This is a genomic window from Methylomonas sp. LL1, assembly GCF_015711015.1.
In the GTDB taxonomy this organism is placed as follows: Bacteria; Pseudomonadota; Gammaproteobacteria; order Methylococcales; family Methylomonadaceae; genus Methylomonas.
Map to the genome: position 1 here is coordinate 4739775 of NZ_CP064653.1, position 26251 is coordinate 4766025.

Here is a 26251-nt window from a genome sequence, read left to right on the forward strand (position 1 = left end):
GTTATTGGCTTGCCCGTAGCTTCTCTCTTAGCGATAGCAGGCCTTTGTGCGCTGGATGGGCTTCGAGCCCTTCCAACACTTTTTTCAATGCCGCCGAGCGGTCGTTTCTTTCATAGGCTTCCCAGGCTTGTTGCTCCAACGTGTCGGCAATTTTGATGATGCCCTGGGTTGCCGATTTATTGTAGGGATCGATTTTCAGTATTTCCTGGTAGGCCCATAAAGCGTTGCTGCCGGTGGGAGCGGTCAGGTAGCCGACGTCGGCATGGATACTGGCCAATTCCAATAAATCCTTGATTTTTTGCTGCTGTTCGGCGGAGAGCTGTATGGCCACTTTCGGGGCTTCGACCACGGTTGGCGGCGCAATCATGCTCAGATAAATGTTGGCCGCAAAGAGCCCGGTAGCCAGAACTCCGGTCCCCCATAAGCCGTAAAACACCGCCGAACGCGGCCCCAGAGCCGCCAGAAATTTGTCTACCGTCGGGGTGCGTTGCGTTTGTTGAAAAGCCAAGGCTTTTTGCAGGCCTTTCCATTGCCTGCGGGATAATTTGGGAATGGGTTTGGCCTGTAAATTGACTTCCAGGGCTTTTTCGGCGGAAAGGCGTCCGAAAGGATGTTTACCGCTCAACAGTTCATAACTGACGCAAGCCAGTGCGTAAATATCGTCGCGTTGATCCGGATCGCTGTGATGCAGTTGTTCCAGGCTGGCATAGGATGGCGTGAATGCCCCTAATGAACGGGCATTGAATATGGTGGCATCCTGGTGGTCTTTATCGCTACGGCTAATCGCGCAGGCGATGCCGAAATCCAGCACCCGCACTTCACCATTGATGTCGATAAACACGTTGCCCGGTTTGAAATCGGAATGGACGATATTTTTTTTATGGGCATGGCGTAAGGCATCGGCCATCGCATGAATAATCGGCCAGGCTTGTTTGAACGGTAAGCCGTCCGGATTTTCCTTGATTAAATGGCTTAGCGGTTGGCCCTCGAGGTATTCCATGGACATGAATACATGTCCGCCGTCGCGGTCGAAATCGTAAACTTTAATGATGTTGGGATGAGAAAGGGTCTGAGCGCGCTTGGTTTCGCGCTGCAGCGACACCAGAGCCATCGGGTTGGCCTGAAAGTCCTGATTCAATACTTTCAAGGCCACGAAAGGGTCTTTATCCTGGGCCTCGATTTTACGTAAATCGGTGGCCTTGAACACCATGCCCATGCCGCCCACGCCAAGCAGTTGTTGCAACTCGAACCGGTTTTTCAGAATGCTGCCGACCGTGAGTTCCCGGTGCGGATGCTGCTCCCGCAATCCCTTCAGTAGTGACTCGGTATTCATCGGGGGGGAGGTTGGGGACGAGGTCGGTGTTAACGTTTGAGCCAGGGCCGGTGACGGATTCGAGGCGGCGGGTTGGATCCGGGTTGCATCGTCTTGGTTGGCTGATGGGGGAAGGACAGTGGCCGAATCGAACGGCTGACTGATTTGGGTTTTGTCGCTCAATTCCCCTTCCAGGGCGCTATAGACCTGCGGGGGGATTCTGCCGGCGCGATATTCGGCTTCCAGTAACTGTCTGGCCGCATTACTCATGGCTTCCGGCGCTAGTCCGGTCTGTCTGGCGACTCGCGCTAATTCGTCGAAAGGGATTTGCGATTGCTGAAAGGCTTTTAATGCGGTGTCGAACGCGTTCATGGTGGTTTGGCCGTGGAAGTTGATCTTGATTTTAGCCGAACTCGAACCGGATGTCGTGTCGGGGCTGATTTAAGACTCGGATCGTAAAGTTGGATGAAGGCTTGCGCTAATCCAAGACAGCTTGGCCTTATAATCCGGGCTAAGTGTAGGTAAAGCTGTTTTACCGATAAGGCCGAGCGATTTAAATAGGCGCTGTTAATTTTGAAATGTTATCGTTAGCCTACAATTCGGGTTATCGATAAGGCTTGTAATCTTGCCGCTTCGGCAACGGTTTTGTGGAACAGGCTTTAATGGTTTTTAACCTAGGCTTAGGTCAAAACAACTAAATTGAATAGAGGTCTTGCGAATATGAAACGCTATTTTCTATTGTCCATAGTTAATTTTATGTTGCTGGGCTGCGCCGGTGATCCACCGCTGCAACCACTTCCGCCTCCACCTACTATCGTCAATTTGCAAATTGATGCAGCCTCGAACCTGAATGCCGACAATAATGGTAACGGCGCGCCGGTCATGCTTAGGATTTACGAGTTACGCGAGCGAAGCGCATTCCAATCCAGCGATTTTTTTGCTTTGTTTAATAATGACCAGGCCACCCTGGCAGCCGATTTGGTGCGCAAGCAAGAGTTATTGTTGACCCCCGGTGAAACTAAAAAACTGACGATCAAACCTGATGACAACGTGCGTTCCTTGGGTTTTTTTGCCGGTTTCAGGCAATTGGATACCGCGCAATGGCGTGCCGTGGCCGAGTTTCAGTTGAATCGAAGCCAAACTTACAACGTAAAACTGCAAAACAACCAATTAAGCGTTGCTCCCGCGCCTTAAGGGAATTCTAAGCCAGTTGATTCCGTTCATGGTTCGATAAACTTACCGCGAACGGAATCAGTCATTTACTCTTCATCCCGAGCCTACCGAACGAGGTAATCGGAGCTCCTTAAGCACTGTTTTATTCGGCTGGCAAACTCTTGGCGGACTTGGCAAAAAACAAATAGGCATTTGTCGCTATTGCCGTTTTCTGCTATTTTCGAGGGAGCTATTTATCACATCGACAAGGCGGCCGTATGTCTGTAAACCTTTTTAAAGCCCGCAAATTGGTGCTTGCCATCTCCACCGTGTTACTGGCGTCCTGCGCTCATGAAGCCAGCAAGGAGGAAATGGCTAAAGCCACCGAGGGTTTTGCCATACAGGACACCAATAAGCTGTTCGTGGTGGATTGTTTGCTGCCGGGGCAGGTACGCAAGCTGGGTTCGCAGATGACCTATTTGTCGCAGCGCCGGCCGATACGCACCACGGCGGCCGATTGCGAAGTGCGGGGCGGTGAATACGTGGCCTATGACCGGGCCAATTATGCCAGCGCGTTGAAAATCTGGTTGCCCAAGGCTCAGGAAGGCGATGCTTCCGCTCAGTTGTATGTCGGGGAAATTTTCGAAAAAGGCCTCGGCGCGCAGACCGATTATCAGGCGGCCGCGCAATGGTACGAAAAAGCCGCGAATCAAGGTAATTTCCAAGCCCAGTTAAATTTGGGCCATTTATACGAAAAAGGCTTGGGCGTTCCCGAAAATAAGGAAACCGCGATGCGCTGGTACCGCAAATCGGCGGGCCTGGATGAGGCCGGATTGCAATTTACCCCGGCGATCGAGGCCCAAAGCCCAGGCAGTAACGCTAGTAGTGAAATCAGCGCCTTGCGTGAAGAGGTTGCTCAATCGCGGCACGAAGCCGAGCAATTGCGTGAGCAATTGAAAAACACCCGGGAACAGGCCTTGGAGCAACAGGAAAGTCTGCGCCGGGCTCAGGACGAATTGGAGGCGTTACGCGACAAATTACAGCAACAAAAATCCGAAACCCCGGCCGGTTCCAGCGAAATTCAGGCCCTGGAACGGCAATTACGCGAAAAGGAAACCCAGTTGAAAAGCCAGCAGGCTAAGCTGGGAGACTTGACCAAAACCCTGGGACAGGAACGTAAACGCATGGAGCGCGAACTGGAAACCGCCCGTAAGGAAAAAACCACCGAAAAAGCACCTGAAACCGCCAAAAACGATTTGGAAGCCCGGTTGAACGAAAAGATAGAATCCTACCAAAAGCAGTCGGCCGAGCTGACCAACTGGTTGACGTCCAGCCAGAAACCGGACCGGGCTCAAATCGATCAGCGAAAACAAGCCTTGCAACAGCAAGCCAGGGAAATTGCCGGTCTGAAGGAAAAACTGGAACAACAGGCGCCCACTCAATTGGCGGCGGCCGGCGGCGGACCCAATATCGAGTTATTGGAACCGGCCGTGACCGTGACCCGCGGTATTCCGAGCATACAGTTCGGCCAGGGCGAATCGCGTAAACGTTTGGTGGGCCGTATCGATGCCAAGGCCGGATTGACCAAATTATTGCTGAACGATAAGCCGCTGACGGTCGATGCCAATGGTGAGTTCCAGACCGATGTTGCGTTGCAAGGCTCGGAAACTATGGTACATATCGTTGCAACCGATAAGCGCAATCAAACCAGCGATTTGAATGTACGCCTGTTGGCGTCCGAAAATGCCGGACAGGCCGATTTTCCAGCCACCGCCGTCACGGAAAGTAGGCAGGTCGGCGATATACAGTTCGGTAAGTTTTATGCGCTGATCATCGGCAATAATGATTATGCCGGCTATCCCGATCTGCAAACCCCGGCCGCCGACGCCAAAAGCCTTGAGTTATTGTTGCGCGAACGTTACGGCTTTAAAACCAAATTGCTGCTGAATGCTAACCGGCATGCCATCATGTCGGCCTTGAATGAATTGAACCAAAAATTGACCGACCAGGATAACTTGCTGATTTATTATGCCGGACACGGCGAAATCGACCCGAAATCGCAAAATGCCTACTGGTTGCCGGTGGATTCGGAAGCCGGTAACAGCGCTAACTGGATTTCCAGCCAAAGCATTACCGAATATTTAAGCATTATGCCGGCCAAACACATCATGGTGGTGGCCGACTCCTGCTATTCCGGGGCGTTGACCGGTTCGGCGATAGCCCGATTACCGGAGGGCATGGATCAGGCCAAGCGCGAACGCTGGCTTAAAGCGATGAACAGCCGTAAGGCCCGTACCGTGCTAACCTCCGGTGGCGTGAAACCGGTCATGGATAGAGGTGGCGGCGAACACTCGGTGTTTGCCAATGCCTTCTTGAAGGTATTGCGTTCCAACAAACGGGTGATCGAGGATTACGATATTTTTCGGGATGTGGCCAATCAGGTCAAACTATCGGCCTCCAAGGCAGGGTTTGAACAAACCCCGCAATATGCGCCGTTGCAACATGCCGGCCATGAAGGCAGCCCGTTCTTTTTCGTGCCCGAGGCGTAAGGTCCTGATTATGCATTTGACACACCAGGTATAGTCCGTGATATTGATTCTTAGAACCACAAGTTATAAAGGTCAACCGCCAAGCCAGGAAATCAGTGCGCAGTTCGATACGCTGGGGGGCTCGATAGGACGGGCTCCGAATAATCAACTGGTATTACCGGACCCGGACAAATTTATCTCCAGGCTGCATGCCTCCATCGTATTCGAAGCCGGGCAATTCTTCATCGAGGACAGCAGTACCGGCGGCACCTATCTGACCAATTGCGATATGTTGTTACAGCAGGGCCGGGCGGCATTGCATGATGGCGAAAAACTGCGGATAGGCGAGTACGAACTGTTGGTTTCGATTCCCGGTAGCGCGAGTACCGAATCCCTGCCCAACTTCGAAACCCCGCCTATAGTGCGTCAGCTGGATTTGGCCGAAAACAGTCTGCTGCAAAGCAGTATTCTGGACGGGCCATTCGCGCCGGCTAAACCGGCCCAACCGGAAACCGGTTTTTTCTCCAGTTTCATCGAGCAACCCGAGTCTTCGCCGATACACCAAAGTTTCACCGCGCCCGGCATCGAGCAGGCCCCGGTTAAAGCGGAGGTGGACGATCTCGATTTCGGCGATTTATTGTCCAAACTGGAAACGTTGCCGGGTAGCAGTAGCAGCGGTTTTAGCCAGCAGCCGGATCTGCCGGAGTTGCCTGACGATTTCTTTGCCGAGGATTTGGATAAACCCGATAGTTCGCATCCGTTTCAACCCGCTACCGGAATAGAGCCGGTAGCGGCGGAAACCCAGGACAGGACCGGTCCGCAGGCCGCATTTGGGTTATTCGGTCAAACCGAGCCGGAACCGCCGGTTGTGCAAGCGGCCGAACCGGCGCCTTTTTTTCAGGAGCCAGCCGAGACCGTCATCGAACAGGCCGCGCCCCTGCCCATTAGACCGCAGCCGGGCAGGGCGCCTCAAGTCGCACCGGTAGCCGCACCGGTAATTCCGGCTCAACCGGCGCCTGCCGTAACGCCTCAAATACCTTTGGCAGCCGCGGCAGATGCCGGATTGCCCGCCAATGACAGTTTGGTGCGTGAATTTTTAGCCGGGGCCGGAATCGCCGATCCGAGTTTTGTCGCGCCGGAACAACTGCCGGCACTGATGAGAACCTCGGGCGAATTGCTGCGTAGCATGGTCGAAGGCCTGATGTTGGTATTGCGGGCCAGGGCCGAATTGAAAAGCCAATTTCGGGTTTCGGTCACCACGATGCGTGCCGTCGATAACAATCCGTTGAAGTTCACCCCGAATGTCGACGATGCAATCAAGCTGATTCTGGCACCGACCAATCCAGGTTTTTTGCCGCCCAAGCAGGCGGTCAGCGAGGGCTTCAATGACATCATGAATCACCAGATAGCAATGACGGCGGGCATTCAGGCGGCGTTAGCGGAAATATTACGCAGTTTCGATCCCCAGCTAATCGAAAAAACCCAGGCCGAAGGGGTGCTGTTTCAGAAAAAAGCCAAATGCTGGGAGTATTACGTCGACAAATATCCGCAATTGAAAGCCGTGGCCCAGGAAGAGTTTTTCGGCGACGCTTTTGCCGACGCCTATGAAAAACAGATGCTGCTGCTGAGCCGCTCGTCAAAAAAACAATAATCATCGCTGTGCGCTAAGAGCTAAAACATATGTCAGAAAATAATCGGGTAGTCTGGTCTGAGGGGATGTTTCTCCGCCCTCAGCATTTTCAACAGCATGATCGCTATGTAGAAAGCCTGGTACGTGGTTTGTCGCAGGATATTCGGGCCTACACCTGGGGATTTTCGCGCTTGAAATTGGACCATGCCAACCTTGCCATCGGCAAGCTGGGACTAAGCCTTTGCAGTGGCGTGTTTCAAGACGGTACGCCGTTTAATTTGCCGCAGGATGACGATTTGCCGCTACCTTTGGAGGTGCCGGAGGACGAAAAAGCCAGCGTGGTCTATTTGGCCTTGCCGATACGGCGATCGGATTCCACCGAAGTCGATAGCGAACCCTATCCGGACAATATGGCGCGCTTTCGGCTAAGCGAACGCCAGGTGCGCGATCACAACAGCGGTGCCGATGGCCGCTACGATGTGCAGATCGGCGCGTTGAAACCGCGCTTGATGTGCGATAGTCAGGAGCGGTCGGGCTACGTCTGCCTGGGGGTGGCTCGTATTATTGAAATGCGCGCCGATAAAACCGTGATTTTGGATGAACAGTACATTCCGCCGGCCGTGCATTGTTCCAGCGCCGGCCTGCTGGGTGGTTTCGTCAAGGAATTGCAGGGCATGTTCCATACTCGAGGCGAAGCGCTGGCGGCTCGCGTGGCCGGTGGCGGGCAGGGCGGCGGCGTGGCGGAAATAGCCGATTTCATGTTGTTGCAAATGATCAATCGTTATCAACCGTTGCTGACGCATTTGGCTAACGCGGCCACCCTGCATCCGGAAGACTTTTTTCAATTGTGCCTGCAACTGGCGGGCGAACTCTCCACTTTTTACCGGCCCAACAAGCGGCCGATCGATTTTCCGGATTACAAGCATGACGATTTGAAAGCCAGCTTCATGCCGTTGATCGATGAACTGCGTGCGTTGTTGAGCATGATACTGGAACAAAACGCGGTGCAAATACCGTTGGCGGAAGTCAAGCCTGGCGTGTACGTGGCCAAGCGTCCCGATCTAAAGCTGCTGGAAGGCTCGGTGTTCGTGTTGGCGGCCAAGGCCCAGGTTTCGTCGGAATTACTGCGTTCACATTTCGCGCCGCAAGTCAAAATCGGGCCGGTGGAAAACATACAACAATTGGTCAGATCGGCATTGCCGGGTATCGATATTCAGGCCTTGCCGGTGGTTCCGAGGCAGCTGCCCTACCATGCGGGTTATTCCTATTTTGAGCTGAACAAGCAAAGCGAGTTGTGGGGCAAAATGCCCGCATCAGGTGGTTTTGGGATACACATTGGTGGTAATTTTCCGGAACTTGAACTCGAATTCTGGGCTATTAGAAAAGGTTGAAAGTCATGAATCCAAACGATCCTTCCGGACCTTTCGACGACGGTGACCGCACCGTGATCCGGCCGATGCCGGGCGGCAGACGCACGAGTCCCGCGCCGGCGGCCGAATCCCCGATATTTACCCCGCAGCCGGCGCCGGCTATCAATCCCAACTTCAATCCGGGCGCGCCGATTGCAATACCGGTCGCCGAATTTCAGCAAAATACCATGGTGGCCGCGGCGCTATCGATGATGTCACTGGCTAGCCGCTTGCGACAAATGGCGGTTTATCCGGCCATCGATCAATTGCGCCAGCGGCTGTTGTCGGAAGTCAGCGGTTTCGAAAACCGCATCCTGCAATCCGGGGTCAGCGCCGAGCATACCCGGATGGCCAGCTACGCGCTGTGCAGCTTTATGGACGAAACCATACTCAACACGCCCTGGGGTTCGCAAAGCAACTGGGGCCACCAGAGTTTATTGATTTCCTTTCATAAGGAAGCCTGGGGCGGCGAAAAATTTTTCGACATCATCGGTATGCTGGTCAAGCAACCCGCGCAAAACCTGGCGCTGATCGAGTTGACTTACTTATTCCTGAGCCTGGGGTTCGAGGGCAAGTTCCGGATACTGGTCGGTGGCGGCAATGCGCTGGAAAAATACCGGCTTGAGCTGTATCAGTTGATTCAACGGGTGAAGGGCGACTACGAACGCGAATTGTCGCCGCGTTGGCAAGGTTTGCGGGATGTGCGTAACGCGCTGGTGCGTTATGTGCCGTTGTGGGTGGTCGGCGCCGTGTTGGGCGTGGCCTTGATTCTGGCTTATATCGGCTTCGTGCTGGCGCTGAATGCCCGCTCCGACCGCTTGTTCAAGGAATTGTTCGAGCTTTCCAAGCAACCGATCGAGCTGGCTCAAGCCGCCATGCCTGTCCCGGTGGTCAAGCCGCCGGTACCCGGACGCAGCGAGCGCTTCAAACAACTGCTGGCCAATGAAATCGCCGCCAATATGGTCGAGGTGGTGGACGACAGGCTGTTGCGGGTCCGCAATTCCTTCGAATCCGGTAGCGATAAACTCAAGCCCGAGTTCGAGCCGATGTTGAAAAAAATCGCCGACGAACTGGTGGCCGGTAACGATAATGCACTACTCACCGGCCACTCGGACAACGTGCCTATCCGCTCGGCCCGTTTCCCATCCAATTGGCATTTGTCCACGGCACGGGCCAAATCGGTCAGCGATGATCTAGTGAAACTGGCGCCGGCCTTGAATGGCAAACTACGTTCCGAAGGGCGTGCCGACAGTGAACCGTTGGTCCCGAACGATACCCCCGAACACCGCGCGATCAATCGCCGTGTCGATTTACTGATTCAGTGAGAGCATAAATGGGCAGTCTCTTATCACTTTTTACCAATACCTGGTTCGTTCAGCTTTTTGGATTGGCGGCATTCAGCAATCTGATCTGGATGGGGGCATCGTTATTCGCCGTCGCCGGTATGATACCGTTCGAATCACCGCTATCCAGGATTTTATTGATAGCCGGTTTGTTTATAGTCTGGGGTACCATTCAACTGGTCAAGTATCTCAAGGCCAAAAAAACCGACAAGAAGCTGGTCGATGAACTGGTGGCTGGCGATGCCGATCATGTTGCCGCGGCCTCGGCGGATGAAGTCGATATGTTGCGCAAGGGTTTTGAGGAAGCCTTGACGGTTTTGAAACAATCGCGCACCGAAGCCAAAAAAGGTAACCAGTTTATCTATCAATTGCCCTGGTACGCGATTATCGGCGCGCCCGGCTCGGGTAAAACCACGGCCTTGATCAACTCCGGCCTGCATTTCCCGCTGGCGGAAAAAATTGGCAAGCATGCGGTCAAGGGCGTCAGCGGTACCCGCAACTGCGATTGGTGGTTTGCCGATGATGCGGTATTTTTGGATACCGCCGGCCGCTATACCACGCAGGAAAGCCATCAAGCAGTCGATGCGGCCGGTTGGACCGGATTTTTGAACTTGATCAAAAAGCATAGGCCCTTGCGTCCGTTGAACGGCGTGATCGTTGCAACCAGTATTTCCGATTTGTTGCAACAATCCGAACAAGAGCGCTTGGAGCATGCCAAGGCCGTGCGTACCCGCATCAACGAGCTGTATCAGCATCTGGGCGTGCGCTTGCCGATTTATTTACTGTTCACCAAGAGCGATTTGGTGGCCGGTTTTAGCGATTTCTTTGCCGATTTAAGCGCCGAAGAGCGCGCCCAGGTTTGGGGAGAAACCTTCTCCGCCCTCAGTCTGCAAGGCGACCACGATATGCTGGCGCAATTCGGCGACGCTTACGATGAATTGCTGCAACGCGTGCAAGGCCGGACGCTGAGACGGATTCAGGACGAACGCGATATTCAGCGGCGGGCGGTTATTCTGGATTTTCCGCAACAAATGGCCTTGCTGAAACCGGCCATCATGGATTTTCTGCAGGCGACCTTCGCGGTGAACCGTTACGAGCAAGCCTTGCTGTTACGCGGGGTTTATTTCACCAGCGGTACCCAGGAAGGCACGCCGATAGACCGGGTGTTGGGTATTTTGGCCGGGGCTTTTCATCTGGACAGGCAGTCCACGCCGATGTACAGCGGCCAGGGCAAGAGCTTCTTTCTGACCCGATTGCTGAAGGAAGTGCTGTTTCCGGAGGCCGAACTGGCCGGCGAGGATCCGAAACTGGCGAAACGCAAGCGCATGCTGCAACTGGCGTCCTATATCGGTGCCGGCGTGTTGTTTTTGCTGATGATAGGTTTGTGGACCATCAGTTATTACAACAATCAGGCGGCGCTGGACAAGGTCGAGGAACAGATTGCCCAGTACCGTACCATCAAGCTCACCGCTCACGATACCACCAGCAATTTCACCGCCTTGTTGCCGCGCTTGAACGTGTTGCTGGCTGTGCGGGATATTTATAAAGACCACGGTTTCCTGTCAGGGCTGGGGTTGTCGCAGGCCGATAAAATTCAGGCGGCGGCCAATCACAGTTATGAAGAGATGCTGCGCAATTATTTCTTGCCCGTGATTCAGATGCGGCTGAAGGAACGCATGCAAGGCCAGGAAGGCAATAATCTGGATGTGTTGTATCAGTTATTGAAAGTCTATTTGATGTTTAATCAAACCGATAAACTGGACCCGGCCACGGCAATGGCCTGGATACGGGCCGACTGGGACAGGCAATTTGCCACCGACCCGCAAACCCTTAGCCAGTTGCTCATGCACCTGGATAACCTGTTGAAACTGAAGCTGGATCCGATGCAGATAGACGATAGTTTCGTCGATTCGGTGCGCGGCAAATTGACCCAGGTGCCGTTGATCGGTCAAATCTATTCCCGCTTCAAGACCGAAGCCATGGTCGACAAGAGTCACGATTTTCGCCTGGGTAAGGCTCTGGGGCCGGATACCGCACGGGTGTTTGCCTTGTCCGACGGCAAGGATGTGACGGCTTACACCATCCCTGGCGTGTTTACGGCCTATGGCTATACCGAGCTGTTTCTAAAAAAAAGTCGTGATTTCGTCAAGGATGCGCTGGAGCAAAACTGGGTGTTGGGCAATCAAGCCAAGGCCGATGCTCCGCAAACCCAGCAATTGCATGGTGATTTAAAAAAGTTGTATTTAAACGAATATCAGGCCGCCTGGTCCGATCTGCTGGCGAAGCTGAAATTGCAGTCGGCGGTAACCACCAATCAGACCGCGCAAATCCTGGATATTTTGTCGCGTCCGGACGGCCCCTTGCATGCCTTACTGGTCAGCATAGACGAAAATACCGCGCTGACCCGGTTGAACAAGCAGGTTAGCGATGCGCTGGCGCAAGTCGCCGGTAAGGATTTGGCTGCCGCGGCCGGTGCCGATAAGAGTGGCCAAGTGCTGGCGTTGGCGGCCGATGCCGCCAGCCAGGACAGCGGCCCCGATCCGGTGCGGACGGTGGAAGACCAGTTCGAGCCCTTGCGTAATTTAGTCGGCGGTGGACCGCCCAGCGCGCTGGACCCGGTGTTGCAGCAATTGAAGAGTCTGCGCGATTATTTTTTGCAGTTGAGCAGTGCCAACACCGGCGGGCAGGCCTTGCAGAATCAGGCCAACCTGTTCAGCGGGGCCGGCATGGATGTGCTGAAACAGGCGCAGCTGGAGTTCGACCGGTTGCCCGAACCATTGCGCAGCTGGTTTCAGATCGTGATCAGCAGCGGCGGCCAAAAATTGACATCGGCGGCTAAAGGCAAGTTGAGCGACATGGTCAAAACCGGAGTGGGGTCGACTTGCAAGGCGGCCTTGAATGGCCGTTATCCTTTTGCCGGTGGCGCGCAACAGGATGTATTGCTGGCGGACTTTGCCAAGCTTTTCGCCCCATCCGGCGTGATCGATCAGTTTTTTCAAACCAATTTGAAAGCCTTTGTCGATACCAGCAAACCGGTCTGGAGCGAGATGGCATCTCAAAAACCCCTAGGGTTGTCGCAAGCCTCGATCCGGCAGTTTCAGATAGCTTCCAGGATCCGAGATGCCTTCTTTGCGGTCGGCGGCATGCCGCAGGTGCAATTTGAATTGAAGCCGCAGTCGTTGGATAACACGGTCGGCACTTTTCGCCTGCAGCTTGAGGGCCAGGAAGCAGTGTATCGGCATGGGCCGGAGCAGGCTGTCAGCCTGAAATGGCCGGGTCCCAACCCTAGCCAGGGCGTGAGGATAGTGTTTGAAACCCTGGATGGGCGCCAGGTCAGCAGCGGCAAGGAAGGGACTTGGGCGTTTTTCCGCTTGCTGGATGATGCGACTATCGTGCCGGGTAACGCGCCGGAAAAATTTACCCTGACCTTCCAACTGCAAGGCATGAACGCCAGTTACGAATTACGCGCCGCCAGCGTCAACAATCCCTTCAACTTGCGGGAATTGCAAAGTTTCCGTTGCCCGGATGCGCTGTGAGCAGGCCGGATAACGCGGCCGGCTTTTACGGCAAACTCCCTAGCCATGGCGATTTTTTATCGCGCCGGTTGCCCAGGCAGTTTATCGAACCCTGGGACCAATGGTTGCAAGCCGGGATCGCGGCCAGCCGGGAACAACTGGGCAAGGACTGGCTGAACACCTTTCTGGTCAGCCCGATCTGGCATTTCGGTTTGGCGCCGGGACTATGCGGCGGCGAAGCCTGGGCCGGGGTGATGATGCCCAGTGTCGACAAAGTCGGGCGCTATTTCCCCTTGACGCTGGCCGCCAAAGTCGACGCTTCCAGGTTGCCGGAGCTATTCGACCCGGTTTGCGGCTGGTTCGAAGCATTGACTCAACTGGCGTTTTCATCGCTGGATTACGATTTTGATTTGCAAAGATTCGATGAGGGTTTGCAGCGCCTATGTTTGACTGATTTTTTGTCGACACATCCGGCTCAATCGGACGGCGGCCGGTTACTGGCCGGTTCGGCGCGGCTGGCTTTTCAATTTCAGCTGGAAAGCGACTGGGATACGCCGCAAGCGTTCGAAGACCTGGGCGGACTGCTGAAGGAGCGTTTTTTGGCCCATTGTAGTTATTGGCGCTCATCGAGCGGTAATGAGAGGCAAGCCTCCTTGTTATTGTGCGAAGGGCTACCGCCTATCGATGCCTATGTCGGTTTTTTGAACGATGACTGGCCTCGGCGCGGTTGGCGGTTTTCCAGTAGCAAAGTGACGGCGAAACCGCCGGTTGAAACCGGTAGCGTCGTCGCGCCGCAAGCCGAAGCCGTTATCCGGCAAGAAGAAGGGCTTGTTCATACGATGTCCTATCTGGTCGAAGACGACGAGCAGACCCTGCCGCTTAGATCCAGTTTGCCGGCCGCCGAAGAAATTCCGGACGACTCCCCTTGGCAAAGTTTCGGACTCAGTGTGGTGGGCTTGCGCCGGAAATTGAATGAAGATTCCATTCTGCTGCGTAGCGATGTCGGCTTGTGGGCGGTGGCCGACGGCATGGGCGGGCATAGTGCCGGCGATGTCGCCAGCCAGGCTTTGGTGGCGGCGTTGGCGCAAATTCCGCCGGTGGATGATCTGGAGTATTTCAGCGAACAGGTGGCGTCGAGTCTGCATGCGGTTAATCGTAACTTGGTGCAAATGGGGCAGAGCCGCGGCAATGGGCATATCATCGGTAGCACTATCGTAGTGTTGTTGATTGCCGGCCGGCAATTTCGTTATCTGTGGGCGGGCGATAGCCGGTTATACCGTTACCGGCAAGGCGAGCTGGAACAATTGACCCTGGACCATTCGTTGTATAACGAATCCATCAGTCAGGGCTTGTCGCCACTAGATGGTAGTTTGGAGCAAGGCCGAGGCAACATCATCACCCGCGCGGTGGGGGCCGATACTCAATTGCAGCTTGATTGCGGGCAGGGCGATGTGTTGGCGGGGGATATGTTTATCTTATCCAGCGATGGTTTGGATAAAGAGCTGTCGCATGCCGATATTGCCGCGCTTTGTGCTAGCGGCACCGTCGGCGAAATTACCCGCAGACTGATCCGGGAAGCGGAAAAACGGGGCGGTAGAGACAACATTTCGGTGATCGTGGTTAAAACTTCGGCTGTCGTGGAGCCTGCTAGCGTAGCGTAAGTGGACGCTCGTGGTTTTGCGGGGATGGCGATCTCTCGTAGTGCTCAATCGCTCCAGTTCCACGTTCGGCTTATTGACAACGATTTTCCAATGAACTGAATCATCAATGTAATAATAGGCAAAAACGGCCCAAATCCGATTTTTTCAATTGACGGCCGCCAACAAAAAGCGGCCAATCGCTATTTGGTGCCGTTTCCTAATTTAGTCTTGATAAAACCTAGTCACATTCGGGCGCATCTAAATCTACCCGCATTTCATTTTGTTGATCATAATGTGCAAATTTTTGAAGGGGTTTTCGCTGATGCGATCGATGGTTTTTGCGCTGCTACCGCTGGCGCTGCTGCTGGCATTGGCCGTCGTTGCCTGTGTGCTTGGCTATGGAGTATTGCACCTGATTAGCGATGAATTGCCGCTAGCCAAAGTGATTAGTAAAACCACGCAGATTTTACTTTTACTAAGCATTTTTCCACTGAAAAAAATCCTTAATCTGAACTGGTCCGATTTTGGTTTTACGGCGCCAGCCCGATTTTTCAAGCAAATGGGACAAGGGTTGATGCTGGCTTTAATTACGCTGTTGCCGGTGTTGCTGATACTCTATTTTTTGGATGTGCATGTCTGGGACGGAGGGCGAACTTGGACAGCGGGTAAGGTGTTTGAAAAAGTCGGCCTGGGGTTATTTTTGGCGATGTTGATTGCGATCGGTGAAGAATTATTATTTCGCGGTCTATTATTCGGTAGTTTGCGGCACAAGCTACCGGTTTGCGCTGCAATTGTGATTAGCTCATTTTACTATGCGGCGTTGCATTTTCTTAAAAGCAAGACTCAAATTCCTTACGACCAGCAAACTTTTGCCAGTGGTTTTGAATTGATGGCGGAAGCGTTTGCCAACTGGTTGAATCCAAACATCATCAGTGCATTGATTGCCTTGTTCATGGTGGGGGTGTTTCTGGCAGTGCTCCGAAGCCGTGTGCCGCAAAGTCTGGGATTATGTGTCGGCTGCCATGCGGGCTGGGTTTGGCAAATCAAAGTTAGTAAGGATTTGTGCAATGTGAATCCGGAGTCGGATTATCTGTATTTGGTTAGCGCTTATGACGGTGTGGTGGGGCCATTGGTTAGCCTGTGGCTGGCTGTTGCGATAGGCGTTTGGTTATGGGTTAGGCGGGTATGGTTAAAAAAGAGCCTAGTAGCCTGTCGGGCTTGAGGTTTTAATAATAACAATGGGTTATGGGTTTTCATTTGCTGATTTTGTCGTATTTTGCATAAAAACACCAAAATTTAAAAATAAACCCATAAAAATCCGATAGGCTCCTAGCGGGGGATGGCGCAATGGGATTATTTGATTCCAATATAAAGTTCAGCGCATTTGTCTTTGGCCGAATTAGGCGCATGAATAAAATCCCTCGTTTCAATGTCTTGATTCCCTAGCGCGGAAAGCTTTTCTTTTTCCATTTCCCAGCGCCTTTTGAAGTAGTCGAGAAACAGATCGGACATATTCCAGTGATCGGATTCGAACAGCTCCTGATTGCTAAGTTTAAGCTCCGTTTCCCAATGCAGATAAGGCATTTTCGAAACCGGTTCGGTCAGATAAAAACTGTTATAAACCTCCACCTTTCTGGATTCCTTGCGAATAATGATAAACAGCGGCAGGCTGGGCAGACCATCGTAGACAAACACACCTAATGAGCCGGTTATGCTGTCGTCTATGCGGCTAATGACATCTTCCAGCGACACTTTAAATAATTTGGAATATTCGTTGAATTCGTGCGGGTTAAAGCCATTTGTTTCTTGGGCCCGTAATTCGCCGCTTCGGCAATCGGCTTTTAAAATCAATATTCTGAAATGCACGCCGGTTTTGATGGCATTTTCCAGTTCCCGCGATTTGTTTTTGAAACGAGGATCGAAAGTGATCAGCAAATACACGTAATCGCCCGGTTTCAGTCCATGCATTATCTGACTGAAATCGAATTCCTTAAATGGCTGTGAACTTACCACAGGTTAACAAATCCGAACTCTAGGGGGATAACCTGGAGAGCGGTCATGCAAGCAAAGATCACGAGTTTTTGGGACTGGCAAAAGCACTTTGCCGATGAAAAAAGTTGTCTTCAAGCCATCATCAAACTCAGGTGGCCTGAAGGATTTTGCTGTCCACGCTGTGGCCATCAGAAAGGATGGTTGCTTCAGACACGGCATGTTTATGAATGTGCAGTTTGTCATCATCACACTTCGGTGACAGCCGGCACCTTGTTTCACAACACCAAACTGCCGCTCGTGAAATGGTTTTGGAGTCTTTACTGGGTATCGTCCGACAAGGGGAGCATCTCCGCTTTGCGGCTGACCAAACTCATTGGTGTTTCCTGGTTGACGGCGCAACGCATGTTGAGAAAGCTACGCACGGCCATGGGTGATCAGAATAATCTGTACCAACTAAGCGGCATTATCGAATTCGATGATGCTTTTATCGGCGGTAAGCGTGCCGGTAAACGCGGGCGAGGCGCCGCGGGCAAAACCGCTATTTTAGTGGCTTGCGAACACAATGACGGCAAGCCCGGTTTTGTGGCTATGAAGGTGGTTGGGCAGGTGACGCACGAGAGCGTCAGAGCATTCGCCCAACAAACACTGGCACCCGGCCAAACCCTGCATACCGATGCGCTGGCCGCTCTCAACGTACTGGCAGAGGAACACCACCACATCGCCAGGGTAACGCCACCAGAAATGGCTAGCGAATGGTTGCCGTGGGTTCATGTGGTGATCAGCAATCTTAAAAGCTATTTGCTGGGCACTTACCATGGCGTATCAGGCCACTATGTGCAGGAATATCTCGACGAATTTTGCTATCGGTTGAATCGACGATTTTGGGAAAACCAAATCCCTAATCGATTACTCACGCTATGCGTCGCACATAAACCGGTTTTTCTTCAACCTGCAACTTGTTCATAGCCATTATTCCTTATTGGTGATGCCTAAAAATCCTCTTTTTACCGAGTTCAGTAAAATTCTGTCGACATACTTGCCAAGCGTCTCGCGCAAACCAATTTCGGTTTCCTTTTGTTCTTCGGCCGCGATAAACCAGTGATGAAAATAGCCGACTGAAACGATAACCGATACGAACAGACCAAATTCGGAAATAATTTTGAATATCCATTCATAAGCTTGGTAGGCGGGATTATGGGCTAGTCCCTCGAATAGTTTGTACAGCGTAAATCCACCGAAAATCAGTACCAGTGCCAACAGCCATTTGAGTTTTATTGTGGTGGTCATGACCGGCACTCACGTTGGAAGAGACTGCCGCTAAGTATCCTCCATCGGTGATACCTTGCCAACTCTCTGGAGGATAAAGCCATGGCTTGCTCTAACCCATGGGCGGTTTTCCTGTCATGGCCATGGCATCACGCCGAATAGTTCAAAAATCACGATATCGAGCACGATGCCGGCCAATAACATCAGTACCCAGGCTCTGCGCAGTTGTTTCAAATAATTGCTGTCTATCACGTCGCTACCTCTCGATGTTTGGCTCTGGATTCGATCCGTCTCGGGTCTACGGCTTACGGCTGGATGCTGTTGGACGCTTGGTTCAACGCTTGTTCGGCCAATAATCCACGCGCCGTGTAGAAAGTTTTGCTTCCTTGCCAGCTTGTAAATTAAGCGTGCTGGGATTCTGCTTCAGCCATCAGGCAAAGTCCGGTTATTAACATTGCTGGGAGATGATTTGAAGGCTTCACGGCAGCGGGGCTTTTGTGATGATCCGAATCCGATGTTGGTATGTTCTGGTTCGTGGCGTAACGTTCAATAGCAACTCATCAAACAAATCTGGCGCGCTATGCTCGGAAAGTGGCATGTGCTCCAGTGTAGATACCCGGAAAAACGCTAGTTGTTGCCGAACACAGTTTCCCGCTCAGGCGCCGGAAGTTTAAATGCGGAGGTGCGCCAGATTTTATTGCTTAGATTTCTGCAATCAAGGATGATATTTAGAGCCAGCCAAATTTGACAACCAAAATAGTAAAGCCGACTATTAATCCATCACTTTAAAATTTGCGAGCAATAAAAATATGACTTCTTTAAAGAAAATTTCTGTTTTAGCGTTGTTATGCCTAATCTCAAGTCCGGTTTGGTCTGCAAGAGTAGACTTTTGCAAAGTGAAGAAAAGTTATGATGAAAAAGATCCCGGTATTTCTCCTAAAATCATTTATGAGGATTGTGCAGGCGTAGCTTATCTTGGCTCAATTGGAAAAGATTTAGCAAAAGCGGCCTGTTGGTCAGGGGCTAATGACCTTCTTGAAGGCAAATGCGAAATTTATAACAATGCGGACCGCAAAAAAGATGCCGCTGAAAATCTTGGTGACGACGCGCAAGAGGCCTTGCCGTCAGAGCTGACTGAGTAAAAAAAGCGCCATGGATGGCGTATTTGCCGGGGTTCGTTTCCGGCGCGTAAAGCCTCAATGCTATTAGCTTCTCAATTGGCTCGCTACGGTCGGAACATCGTTAGGCCTGTTTTCAACATATTCCGCGGTCATTTATCGTTAACTAAACCGGCAAGTTCCAGCCGAACTTTGGCGCCAATGATTTTAAATTCGTTTTGGAGTTGTTCATGAAGTATGGTTTGTTACTCATTGTATTGCTGTTCAGCCCTTGGTTACAGGCCGAGCTGCGTGAAGAAAGTATCGATTATCGCGCCGGAGATAGCGTTTTGAAGGGCTATTTAGTCTGGGACGATGCCAAGGGTGACCACCAACCCGGCGTGCTGGTGGTGCATGAATGGTGGGGATTGAACGACTATGCCCGCAAGAGGGCACGGATGCTGGCGGAGTTGGGCTATACCGCGCTGGCGGTGGATATGTATGGTGACGGCAAAAATAGCGAGCATGCCAAGGATGCCGAGGCGTTCATGAATAGCGTGGTCAAAAATGAAGGCGTTTCGCGGCAGCGTTTTCTGGCCGCTAGGGATTTGTTGGCGGGCAGACCTGATGTGGATGCGGACAACATAGGGGCGATTGGGTATTGTTTCGGCGGTTCGACAGTGTTGAACATGGCGCGGTTGGGCGTCGATTTGAAGGCCGTGGTCAGTTTCCATGGCAATCTTGCGACGCAAACCCCGGCGCAACCGGGTAAAGTGAAGGCCAAAGTGCTTGCGTTGAATGGCGGAGCGGACGGATTCGTCACGCCGGAGAGCATAGAAGCCTTCAATAAGGAAATGACGCAAGCCGGTGTCGATTATCGATTCGTCAACTATCCCGGCGTGCTCCACGGCTTTACCAATCCCGATGCCGATCGCCTGGGCAAGGCCAACGACTTGCCGGTTGCCTATGATGCCGAAGCGGATCGACAATCCTGGGCGGCGATGCGGCAGTTGTTTAAAGATGTTTTCGGGCGATAGCTTGGTAGGGTACGCATTGAGGATCTTGCTGATAGACGGTATCTCGCGTATCCGACCACGTTTCATCGGCGGGCTATCCAGGCGGGTTTGATGAAGGCCAGGATTCTTGCCGATCAGGAGTTTTGATCCGATTCCTATTTCAATAGCGGCTGCAAATATGGCCAGATTTTGTCCACAATCATGGGTTGGCCCAAGGTATTGGGGTGCAGTCCGTCGGCCTGCATTAGTTCCGGTTTCAATGCGACCTGTTCCAAAATGAAGGGCACCAACGGCACTTTTAGTTCGGCCGATAATTGCGGATAAATGTTGAAAAACATCTCGATATAACGCTTACCGTAATTGGGCGGAATTTTCATGCCCAGTAACAACACTTCGGCGCCGGCCTTACGGCAACGGTGCGCTATTTCGGTCAGATTGCCTTTCATGGCCTGTGGCGTCAAGCCGCGTAAGCCGTCGTTGGCCCCCAGTTCCAACAATACGATGGCCGGCTTATGCCGAGCCAGTACCTGATCGATACGCGCCAGACCGCCCGCCGAAGTATCGCCGCTGATGCTTTCATTGCTGATAACATAATCAATTTTTTGCCGGTTGAACTTTTGTTGTAGCAAATTCACCCAACCCTGGCCGACATCGATGCCGTAACCGGCGCTGATGCTATCACCCAACACAACTATCGATTTGGCCGTAGCGGCCATGGGCAGTAATCCCAGAATAACGGCAAGGACAAGGCTATACATAATGCATTCTCTTAGTGAACAAACAAATACTCCCATTATCGTGACACAAAACCTGGGTAAATCGGTACCCACCTCGGAAGGTCCGCTGCATATATTGGCATCGGTGGATTTAAGCATCAACCGCGCCGAAAGTATTGCCATCGTTGGCGAATCCGGTTCCGGCAAAACCACCTTGCTCAGTTTACTGGCCGGGCTGGATACTCCCAGTACTGGTTCGGTCAGCATAGCCGGCCGCGACATCACCCGGATGGACGAAGACGGCCGGGCGTTGTTGCGCAATGCCTTGATAGGCTTCGTGTTCCAGTCCTTCCAATTATTGCCGGGACTGACGGCATTGGAAAACGTGATGTTGCCGCTGGAATTGAGCGGCGATGCCAATGCCGAGGATGCCGCGCGCGGTTTGTTGCAGCGAGTCGGTCTGGCTCAACGCTTGGCGCACACGCCCAAGCAATTGTCGGGCGGAGAACAGCAGCGGGTGGCCTTGGCGCGGGCCTTTGTCACCCAGCCGGCGATTTTGTTTGCCGACGAGCCGACCGGCAACCTGGACAGCAAAACCGGCGCCCATATCATCGATCTGTTGTTTGAATTGAATCAGGAAAAACAGACCACGCTGGTGCTGGTCACGCATGATGCCACGCTGGCGGCCCGTTGCGGGCGCATGATCAAACTGGATGCCGGGAGCGTGGTATGAACCGCTTTAGGCTGGCTTTACGATTGCTGAAACGCGATGGTCGTTCCGGCGAACTGACCTTGCTGGTGTTGGCCTTGCTGATCGCGGTAGCCAGCTCGACTACGATTTCGCTATTCGCCGATCGGTTGCAACGCACATTCACGCTACAGGCCGCCGAGTTTCTGGCCGGCGATCTGGTGTTGGCCGGTTCCGCGCCGATTGAGCGGAACTGGCTGGATCGGGCAGCGTCATTGGGTTTAAGCCAGTCGCAAACCACCGAATTCAGCAGCGTATTGCTGGAAAACGAGCAGATGTTGCTGGCGTCGATTAAGGCCGCCAGTCTGGGTTATCCGTTGCGCGGTTTTTTGAAAACTCTGGCTGCCGAAACGGCCGAAGAAAACAAAGCCTATCAAGGTCCCGAGCCGGGTACGGCTTGGGTGGAAAAACGGGTGTTGTCGGCGTTGCATTTAAATTTAGGTGACACGCTAACGGTGGGCGAAAAGCCGCTGACGGTAACTAAGATATTGAGTTATGAGCCCGACAAACGCGGGGATTTTTACAGCTTTTCGCCGCGAGTGCTGATTCATCGGGCCGATTTAGAGGCTACCGGCGTGATTCAGCCCGGTAGCCATGTGCATTATTTCTATCAATTCAGCGGTTCCGAAGCGGTGTTAAACACCTATAAGCAATGGCTGAAACCGCAACTTAATCCCTCGCAACGGATTTTGGATATTCATGAAGACCGGCCGGAACTGGGTTCCGCGCTGACAAGAGCCGAGCGTTACCTGGGCTTGTCCAGCATCGTGGTAATTTTAATTGCCGGCGTGGCGATCGCGATGGCGGCCGGCCGTTATACCGAGCGCCATTTCAATGCCACGGCCTTGTTGCGTTGCCTGGGATGCACCCAAAATGAAATCGTTCGCTTGTATGCCTTGCAGTTTTTGCTGTTGGGTACGCTCGCCAGCGCTGCCGGTTGTGCATTGGGATGGCTGGGGCAACTTGGGTTGTTTTATTTGTTAAAACCTTTATTGCCACAACAGTTGGCCAATCCGGGCGGGTGGGCAGTGGTGTTCGGTTTCGTTACCGGTATGGCAATATTACTGGGTTTTGCCTTGCCGCCGTTATTGCGCCTGAAAAGGGTTACCCCGCTACGGGTGTTGCGCCGGGAACTGGCGCCCATGCCGACCACGGCTTGGTTGATTTATGGCCTGGCTCTGGCGGTGATGTCGGTGTTGGTCTGGCGCTATAGCAATGACTGGCAAATGACGGCCAGCATTCTGGGGGGCGGCATGCTGGTAGTGTTGATATTGGGCCTCCTGATAGCCGGTTTGCTGAGATTGATACGGCCAGGTCTGTCACGCTTGAACCTGACCTGGCGCTTTGGCGTGCAAGGCCTGTTGCGTAACAGGCGAGCAAGCATCGGCCAGGTTCTGGCTTTCGCTATCACGCTGGCGGCGATGAATCTAAGTTTTAGTGTACGTAACGATTTAATCGACCAGTGGCGGGAACAGCTACCGGATCGGGCGCCAAACCATTTTGCTCTGAATATTATCCCGGAACGACAGCAAGCTTTTGAGCAGGACTTGCAGCGGGCCGGCATAGTCAGTAGCCGGTTTTATCCGGTGGTTCGCGGACGGCTGGTGACTATCAATGACGAGGCCGTGCAGAAAAGAGTCAGCAAGGACAGCCGGGGCGAGGCCGCGACCCAGCGCGAATTGAGTCTGACCTGGTCGGAAACGGTGCCGGAGGATAACAGCATCACTGCCGGACAGGCCTGGCCGTTGGATAAACCCGGGCTGGTGTCGGTGGAGCAAAAGCTGGCGGAGAATTTGGGCATCAACGTCGGTGATAATTTGCAGTTTACGGTCGGCAGCGAGCAAGTCGGCGCCAAGGTCGCCAATATCCGCGGTTTGCAATGGGACACCATGAGGCCGAATTTTTACATGATATTCTCGCCCGGTACGCTGGATGATTTCCCGACTACCTATCTCACCAGTTTTTATTTGGCGGACTCGCAAAAAAATCTATTAAATCAATTGCTCAAAACCTATCCAGCCACCACCATACTGGAGGTCGATCAGATTCTGAAGCAGTTTAAAACCATACTGAAGCAACTGACCCAGGCCATCGATTTGTTGTTGTTGTTTGCCTTGCTGGCCGGATTTATGGTGTTGTTGGCCGCGGTCCATGCCACTTTGGACAATCGGATTCATGAGGGCGCGTTGATGCGTACCTTGGGCGCCAAACGCGACTGGCTCGGGAAAACGCACTTGATCGAGTTTGGCTTGTTGGGCGCCCTGGCGGGATTTTTGGCCGCGATAATTTCGCAGGCGATCCTATATGTTTTATATCGCTGGGTGATGCATATCCAATTCCGGCTGGAATTTTATGCCTGGATTGGGCTACCTATCATCGGTTTTTTGGCGGTCGGCCTGATCGGATATTGGGGCGTGCGGGAGGTGGTCAATCAATCCCCAATGCGAGTGTTACGGCGCTTGTGAAGCTTATTACCTTGAATGAGTGACGGGCAAATTCACAACGCCTGGCTCAACCGTAGCGGGGAAGGCGTTTTGTGAGTTGGCTTAGGCCAATACGGAGCGACGGTTGCTGTGCCGGGAAAATGCCATGCCGCTCAAACCTAGCGTCAACAAGGCAAATGTTGCCGGTTCCGGCACGTTGCTAATGATGGGGTCGACCCAGATCGCGTCATTGGCGCAATTCATGGTCCAATGAATGTCGAATTTGCCGGAAAATCCGCTGAAAGCCAGCAGCGGTATGGCGGCTTCGATAACATAGTGGCTGTCGTCAACGTATTGGCCCATGTTGGTAAACGAGATGCCGGAATAAATGAGGTCGCCCACTCCAACCTCGGTTCCGGTGCCGCTAATGATGGATGTGGGATGGCTAGGGTCTGGGGCTAGCTTGGAGTCTTTGATGTATTCGCCGTTGCTGTCCCATAATCCATAATCCCAGGCAATGTCCCGGTAAACTTTTCCTGCATTATCTCCGGTGGTTTGAATGCCAAACTCGAAGCTGCCATCATGTCCGAAATCAATCGCAAAATCGCCTGGGCCAAAGCTGTTGCCGGTCGGATTGTTGGGGGTTGAGGGAGACAGGCCGGTGACCAGGGCAATATAAAGGTGGGTATTATCGATAAAGGTGTATAAAGCCTCCGCATCGTATGCTTGACCGCCGTATCCCGGAAAAACGCGAGTGTTTCGGTTACCCGTTTGATCCTCGACATAATATTGAGACAAGGGCACTAGCAGAGGGTTGGGAGTCCAGTCATTGATATTGCCGTTTCGGTGTAAGCCCCAATCGGCCAAATTACCATCAACATGAATGCTGGCGGCTTGCGCGGAGGTTATTAGGCAACTGACAGTGAGGGTTAAAATTGAAAGTTTCCGATTTTTCATGAGGACTCCGAAGATGGTTAGGAAATACCTAACAATTTTGGGGCCAATGCGTCTTAGTCTTGGAAAATACGGCGTTATAGCTACAATGCTAGTGTTACCTGTCAGATTTGTCAGATAGGACTGACATAGTCGGCGATAATGGTCCGATGGATGTCATGAAATTCCCGGCAATTGAATACTACTGAAAAGGATTATGTCGCAAAGCGTCTTTAAGCTTGAATCATTGCTAGAAACCCACGAGCAGCCGTTTGTGGTTATCGGCCCCGATTTGCATGTGCTGGCTGTGAATCAAGCCTGGGAAACCGTTTTCGGTCTTGCCAGGGAAAATTTTATCGGCCAGCCTTGCTGCAATCAGCAGGGCGCCTGCCGTCATCAACGTATGTTCCAAACCCTGGAGCCCTATGCCGGTATTTTTACCGGAGATGAGCAGGCTACGAAAATGCTGCTGAATGTGCGAGGGTTTCCGTTATTAACCGCCGATGGTCGTGTGTATTTGGGCGAGTCGCAAAGTTTGTTGGTCAAGCCGGGTTCCGACGATGATCAGCCCGGACTCATCGGCAAATCGGATGCATTCATCGGGTTGAAAACCAAGTTGCAACAGGCGGCTGTTACGCCAGCTCCGGTATTGTTGTTGGGAGAAACAGGTACTGGCAAGGAACTTGCTGCTGAATTCATACATCGACATTCGCAATATGCGCATGGCGAATTTGTGATAGCCGATTGCACGGTGTTTGGCGAGGATTTATTCGAAAGCGAGTTGTTTGGACACGAAAAAGGCGCTTTTACCGGCGCGGCTTCGAATAAAAAGGGCTTGTTCGAGTTGGCGGATAACGGCACCTTGTTTCTTGACGAGATTGGCGAGTTGCCTTTCTCCCAACAAGCAAAATTGTTACGCGCGTTGGAAAGCGGCCAATTTAGACGGGTGGGCGGTACTGCCACGCTCAATGCATCGGTCAGGGTGGTTTGCGCTACCCATAGAAATCTGGCCGAGATGGTGAGACTAGGTAGGTTTCGGGAAGACTTGTTCTACCGCTTGTCGGTTTTCCCGATCAATATTCCGCCATTGCGCGAGCGGAAGCAGGATGTTCCGGTGTTGGTTGATCATTTTTTGCGGCAATTAAGCCTGATACGGGGTGGTCAATTGACGATCGGCCGTTCCGCCTTGATCAAATTGATGCAACATAATTGGCCGGGAAATATCCGCGAACTGAGAAACTGCCTGCAACTGGCCTCGGGCTTGTGTCATGGCAATACGATACAGGAAGCCGATATTCATTTCATGCGCGGTGCGGCTGATTCTATGGATACGGTGATTCCTGATCGGGTAGAGGCTGAGCCGGTTGAACAGCCTCAACAATCGATGACGATGCTGGAACAATATGAAGCCAACTTCATTGCTGGTTTGATCAAAAAGTACCAAGGGAATCGTAAATTAATAGCTGCCGAAATGAATATTAGCGAAAGAACGCTTTACCGCAAGCTAAACCGGCTTAACTTAAACTAGGCA

Annotated in this window: 19 protein-coding genes; 14 read left to right on the forward strand and 5 right to left on the reverse strand. The window is 52.6% G+C overall.

Translation table 11 applies throughout. The features are described from left to right. Position 1: 1 nt before the first annotated feature. Positions 2 to 1684 (reverse strand): serine/threonine-protein kinase, encoded by a 1683-nt coding sequence (locus tag IVG45_RS22235; protein WP_196435922.1) that lies wholly within the window; start codon positions 1682 to 1684, stop codon positions 2 to 4. A 348-nt stretch (positions 1685 to 2032) separates the two neighbouring features. Here IVG45_RS22235 and tssJ point away from each other — a divergent pair, with 348 nt between their 5' ends. The 8 genes from tssJ (at position 2033) to IVG45_RS22275 (ending at position 15751) form a co-directional block, all read left to right on the forward strand. Next, on the forward strand, positions 2033 to 2506 hold the full coding sequence (gene tssJ / locus IVG45_RS22240) for a type VI secretion system lipoprotein TssJ (protein WP_196435923.1): 474 nt from the start codon (positions 2033 to 2035) through the stop codon (positions 2504 to 2506). Positions 2507 to 2742: 236 nt separating this feature from the next. After that, entirely contained in the window at positions 2743 to 5013 is a 2271-nt protein-coding gene (locus IVG45_RS22245; RefSeq protein ID WP_196435924.1) for a caspase family protein, read from the forward strand. Between the two features lie 37 nt (positions 5014 to 5050). Beyond that, complete coding sequence (gene tagH / locus IVG45_RS22250) at positions 5051 to 6643, forward strand: type VI secretion system-associated FHA domain protein TagH (RefSeq protein ID WP_196435925.1); 1593 nt, start codon at positions 5051 to 5053, stop codon at positions 6641 to 6643. A gap of 29 nt (positions 6644 to 6672) precedes the next feature. After that, a complete protein-coding gene (gene tssK, locus IVG45_RS22255) occupies positions 6673 to 8013 on the forward strand; it encodes a type VI secretion system baseplate subunit TssK (RefSeq protein WP_196435926.1) in 1341 nt (446 codons plus the stop codon). A gap of 5 nt (positions 8014 to 8018) precedes the next feature. Further along, on the forward strand, positions 8019 to 9356 hold the full coding sequence (gene icmH / locus IVG45_RS22260; protein ID WP_196435927.1) for a type IVB secretion system protein IcmH/DotU: 1338 nt from the start codon (positions 8019 to 8021) through the stop codon (positions 9354 to 9356). 8 nt (positions 9357 to 9364) lie between these two features. Continuing rightward, positions 9365 to 12910: a type VI secretion system membrane subunit TssM gene (gene tssM / locus IVG45_RS22265; RefSeq protein ID WP_196435928.1), complete on the forward strand. Its 3546-nt coding sequence runs from the start codon at positions 9365 to 9367 to the stop codon at positions 12908 to 12910. Next, on the forward strand, positions 12907 to 14550 hold the full coding sequence (tagF, locus tag IVG45_RS22270) for a type VI secretion system-associated protein TagF (RefSeq protein ID WP_196435929.1): 1644 nt from the start codon (positions 12907 to 12909) through the stop codon (positions 14548 to 14550). The genes tssM and tagF overlap by 4 nt, the downstream gene beginning before the upstream one ends. A 301-nt stretch (positions 14551 to 14851) precedes the next feature. Beyond that, entirely contained in the window at positions 14852 to 15751 is a 900-nt protein-coding gene (locus IVG45_RS22275) for a CPBP family intramembrane glutamic endopeptidase (RefSeq protein WP_196435930.1), read from the forward strand. Between the two features lie 131 nt (positions 15752 to 15882). On the opposite strand, the gene IVG45_RS22280 is transcribed toward IVG45_RS22275, so the two are convergent. Further along, positions 15883 to 16497: a hypothetical protein gene (locus IVG45_RS22280; protein ID WP_196435931.1), complete on the reverse strand. Its 615-nt coding sequence runs from the start codon at positions 16495 to 16497 to the stop codon at positions 15883 to 15885. 90 nt (positions 16498 to 16587) lie between these two features. On the opposite strand from IVG45_RS22280, the gene IVG45_RS22285 reads away from it, so the two are divergent. After that, complete coding sequence (locus IVG45_RS22285) at positions 16588 to 17487, forward strand: IS1595 family transposase (RefSeq protein ID WP_196435932.1); 900 nt, start codon at positions 16588 to 16590, stop codon at positions 17485 to 17487. Positions 17488 to 17490: 3 nt separating this feature from the next. Here IVG45_RS22285 and IVG45_RS22290 read toward each other — a convergent pair whose 3' ends face one another. After that, entirely contained in the window at positions 17491 to 17808 is a 318-nt protein-coding gene (locus tag IVG45_RS22290) for a hypothetical protein (RefSeq protein WP_196435933.1), read from the reverse strand. Positions 17809 to 18596: 788 nt separating this feature from the next. Between IVG45_RS22290 and IVG45_RS22295 the strand changes: the two genes are divergently transcribed. Next, entirely contained in the window at positions 18597 to 18929 is a 333-nt protein-coding gene (locus IVG45_RS22295; RefSeq protein WP_196435934.1) for a hypothetical protein, read from the forward strand. Between the two features lie 206 nt (positions 18930 to 19135). Then, positions 19136 to 19921, forward strand: coding sequence for a dienelactone hydrolase family protein (locus IVG45_RS22300; protein WP_196435935.1), 786 nt, complete (start codon positions 19136 to 19138; stop codon positions 19919 to 19921). A gap of 134 nt (positions 19922 to 20055) precedes the next feature. Here IVG45_RS22300 and IVG45_RS22305 read toward each other — a convergent pair whose 3' ends face one another. Continuing rightward, positions 20056 to 20658, reverse strand: coding sequence for an arylesterase (locus IVG45_RS22305; RefSeq protein WP_196435936.1), 603 nt, complete (start codon positions 20656 to 20658; stop codon positions 20056 to 20058). A 1-nt stretch (position 20659) separates the two neighbouring features. Here IVG45_RS22305 and IVG45_RS22310 point away from each other — a divergent pair, with 1 nt between their 5' ends. Then, positions 20660 to 21349, forward strand: a complete 690-nt coding sequence (locus IVG45_RS22310; protein ID WP_196435937.1) for an ABC transporter ATP-binding protein — start codon at positions 20660 to 20662, stop codon at positions 21347 to 21349. Then, positions 21346 to 23829: an ABC transporter permease gene (locus IVG45_RS22315; RefSeq protein WP_196435938.1), complete on the forward strand. Its 2484-nt coding sequence runs from the start codon at positions 21346 to 21348 to the stop codon at positions 23827 to 23829. The genes IVG45_RS22310 and IVG45_RS22315 overlap by 4 nt, the downstream gene beginning before the upstream one ends. Positions 23830 to 23910: 81 nt before the next feature. On the opposite strand, the gene IVG45_RS22320 is transcribed toward IVG45_RS22315, so the two are convergent. Continuing rightward, positions 23911 to 24744, reverse strand: a complete 834-nt coding sequence (locus tag IVG45_RS22320; RefSeq protein ID WP_196435939.1) for a PEP-CTERM sorting domain-containing protein — start codon at positions 24742 to 24744, stop codon at positions 23911 to 23913. A 193-nt stretch (positions 24745 to 24937) separates the two neighbouring features. Here IVG45_RS22320 and IVG45_RS22325 point away from each other — a divergent pair, with 193 nt between their 5' ends. Beyond that, positions 24938 to 26248 (forward strand): sigma-54 interaction domain-containing protein, encoded by a 1311-nt coding sequence (locus IVG45_RS22325; RefSeq protein ID WP_196435940.1) that lies wholly within the window; start codon positions 24938 to 24940, stop codon positions 26246 to 26248. The last annotated feature ends 3 nt before the right edge of the window (positions 26249 to 26251 follow it).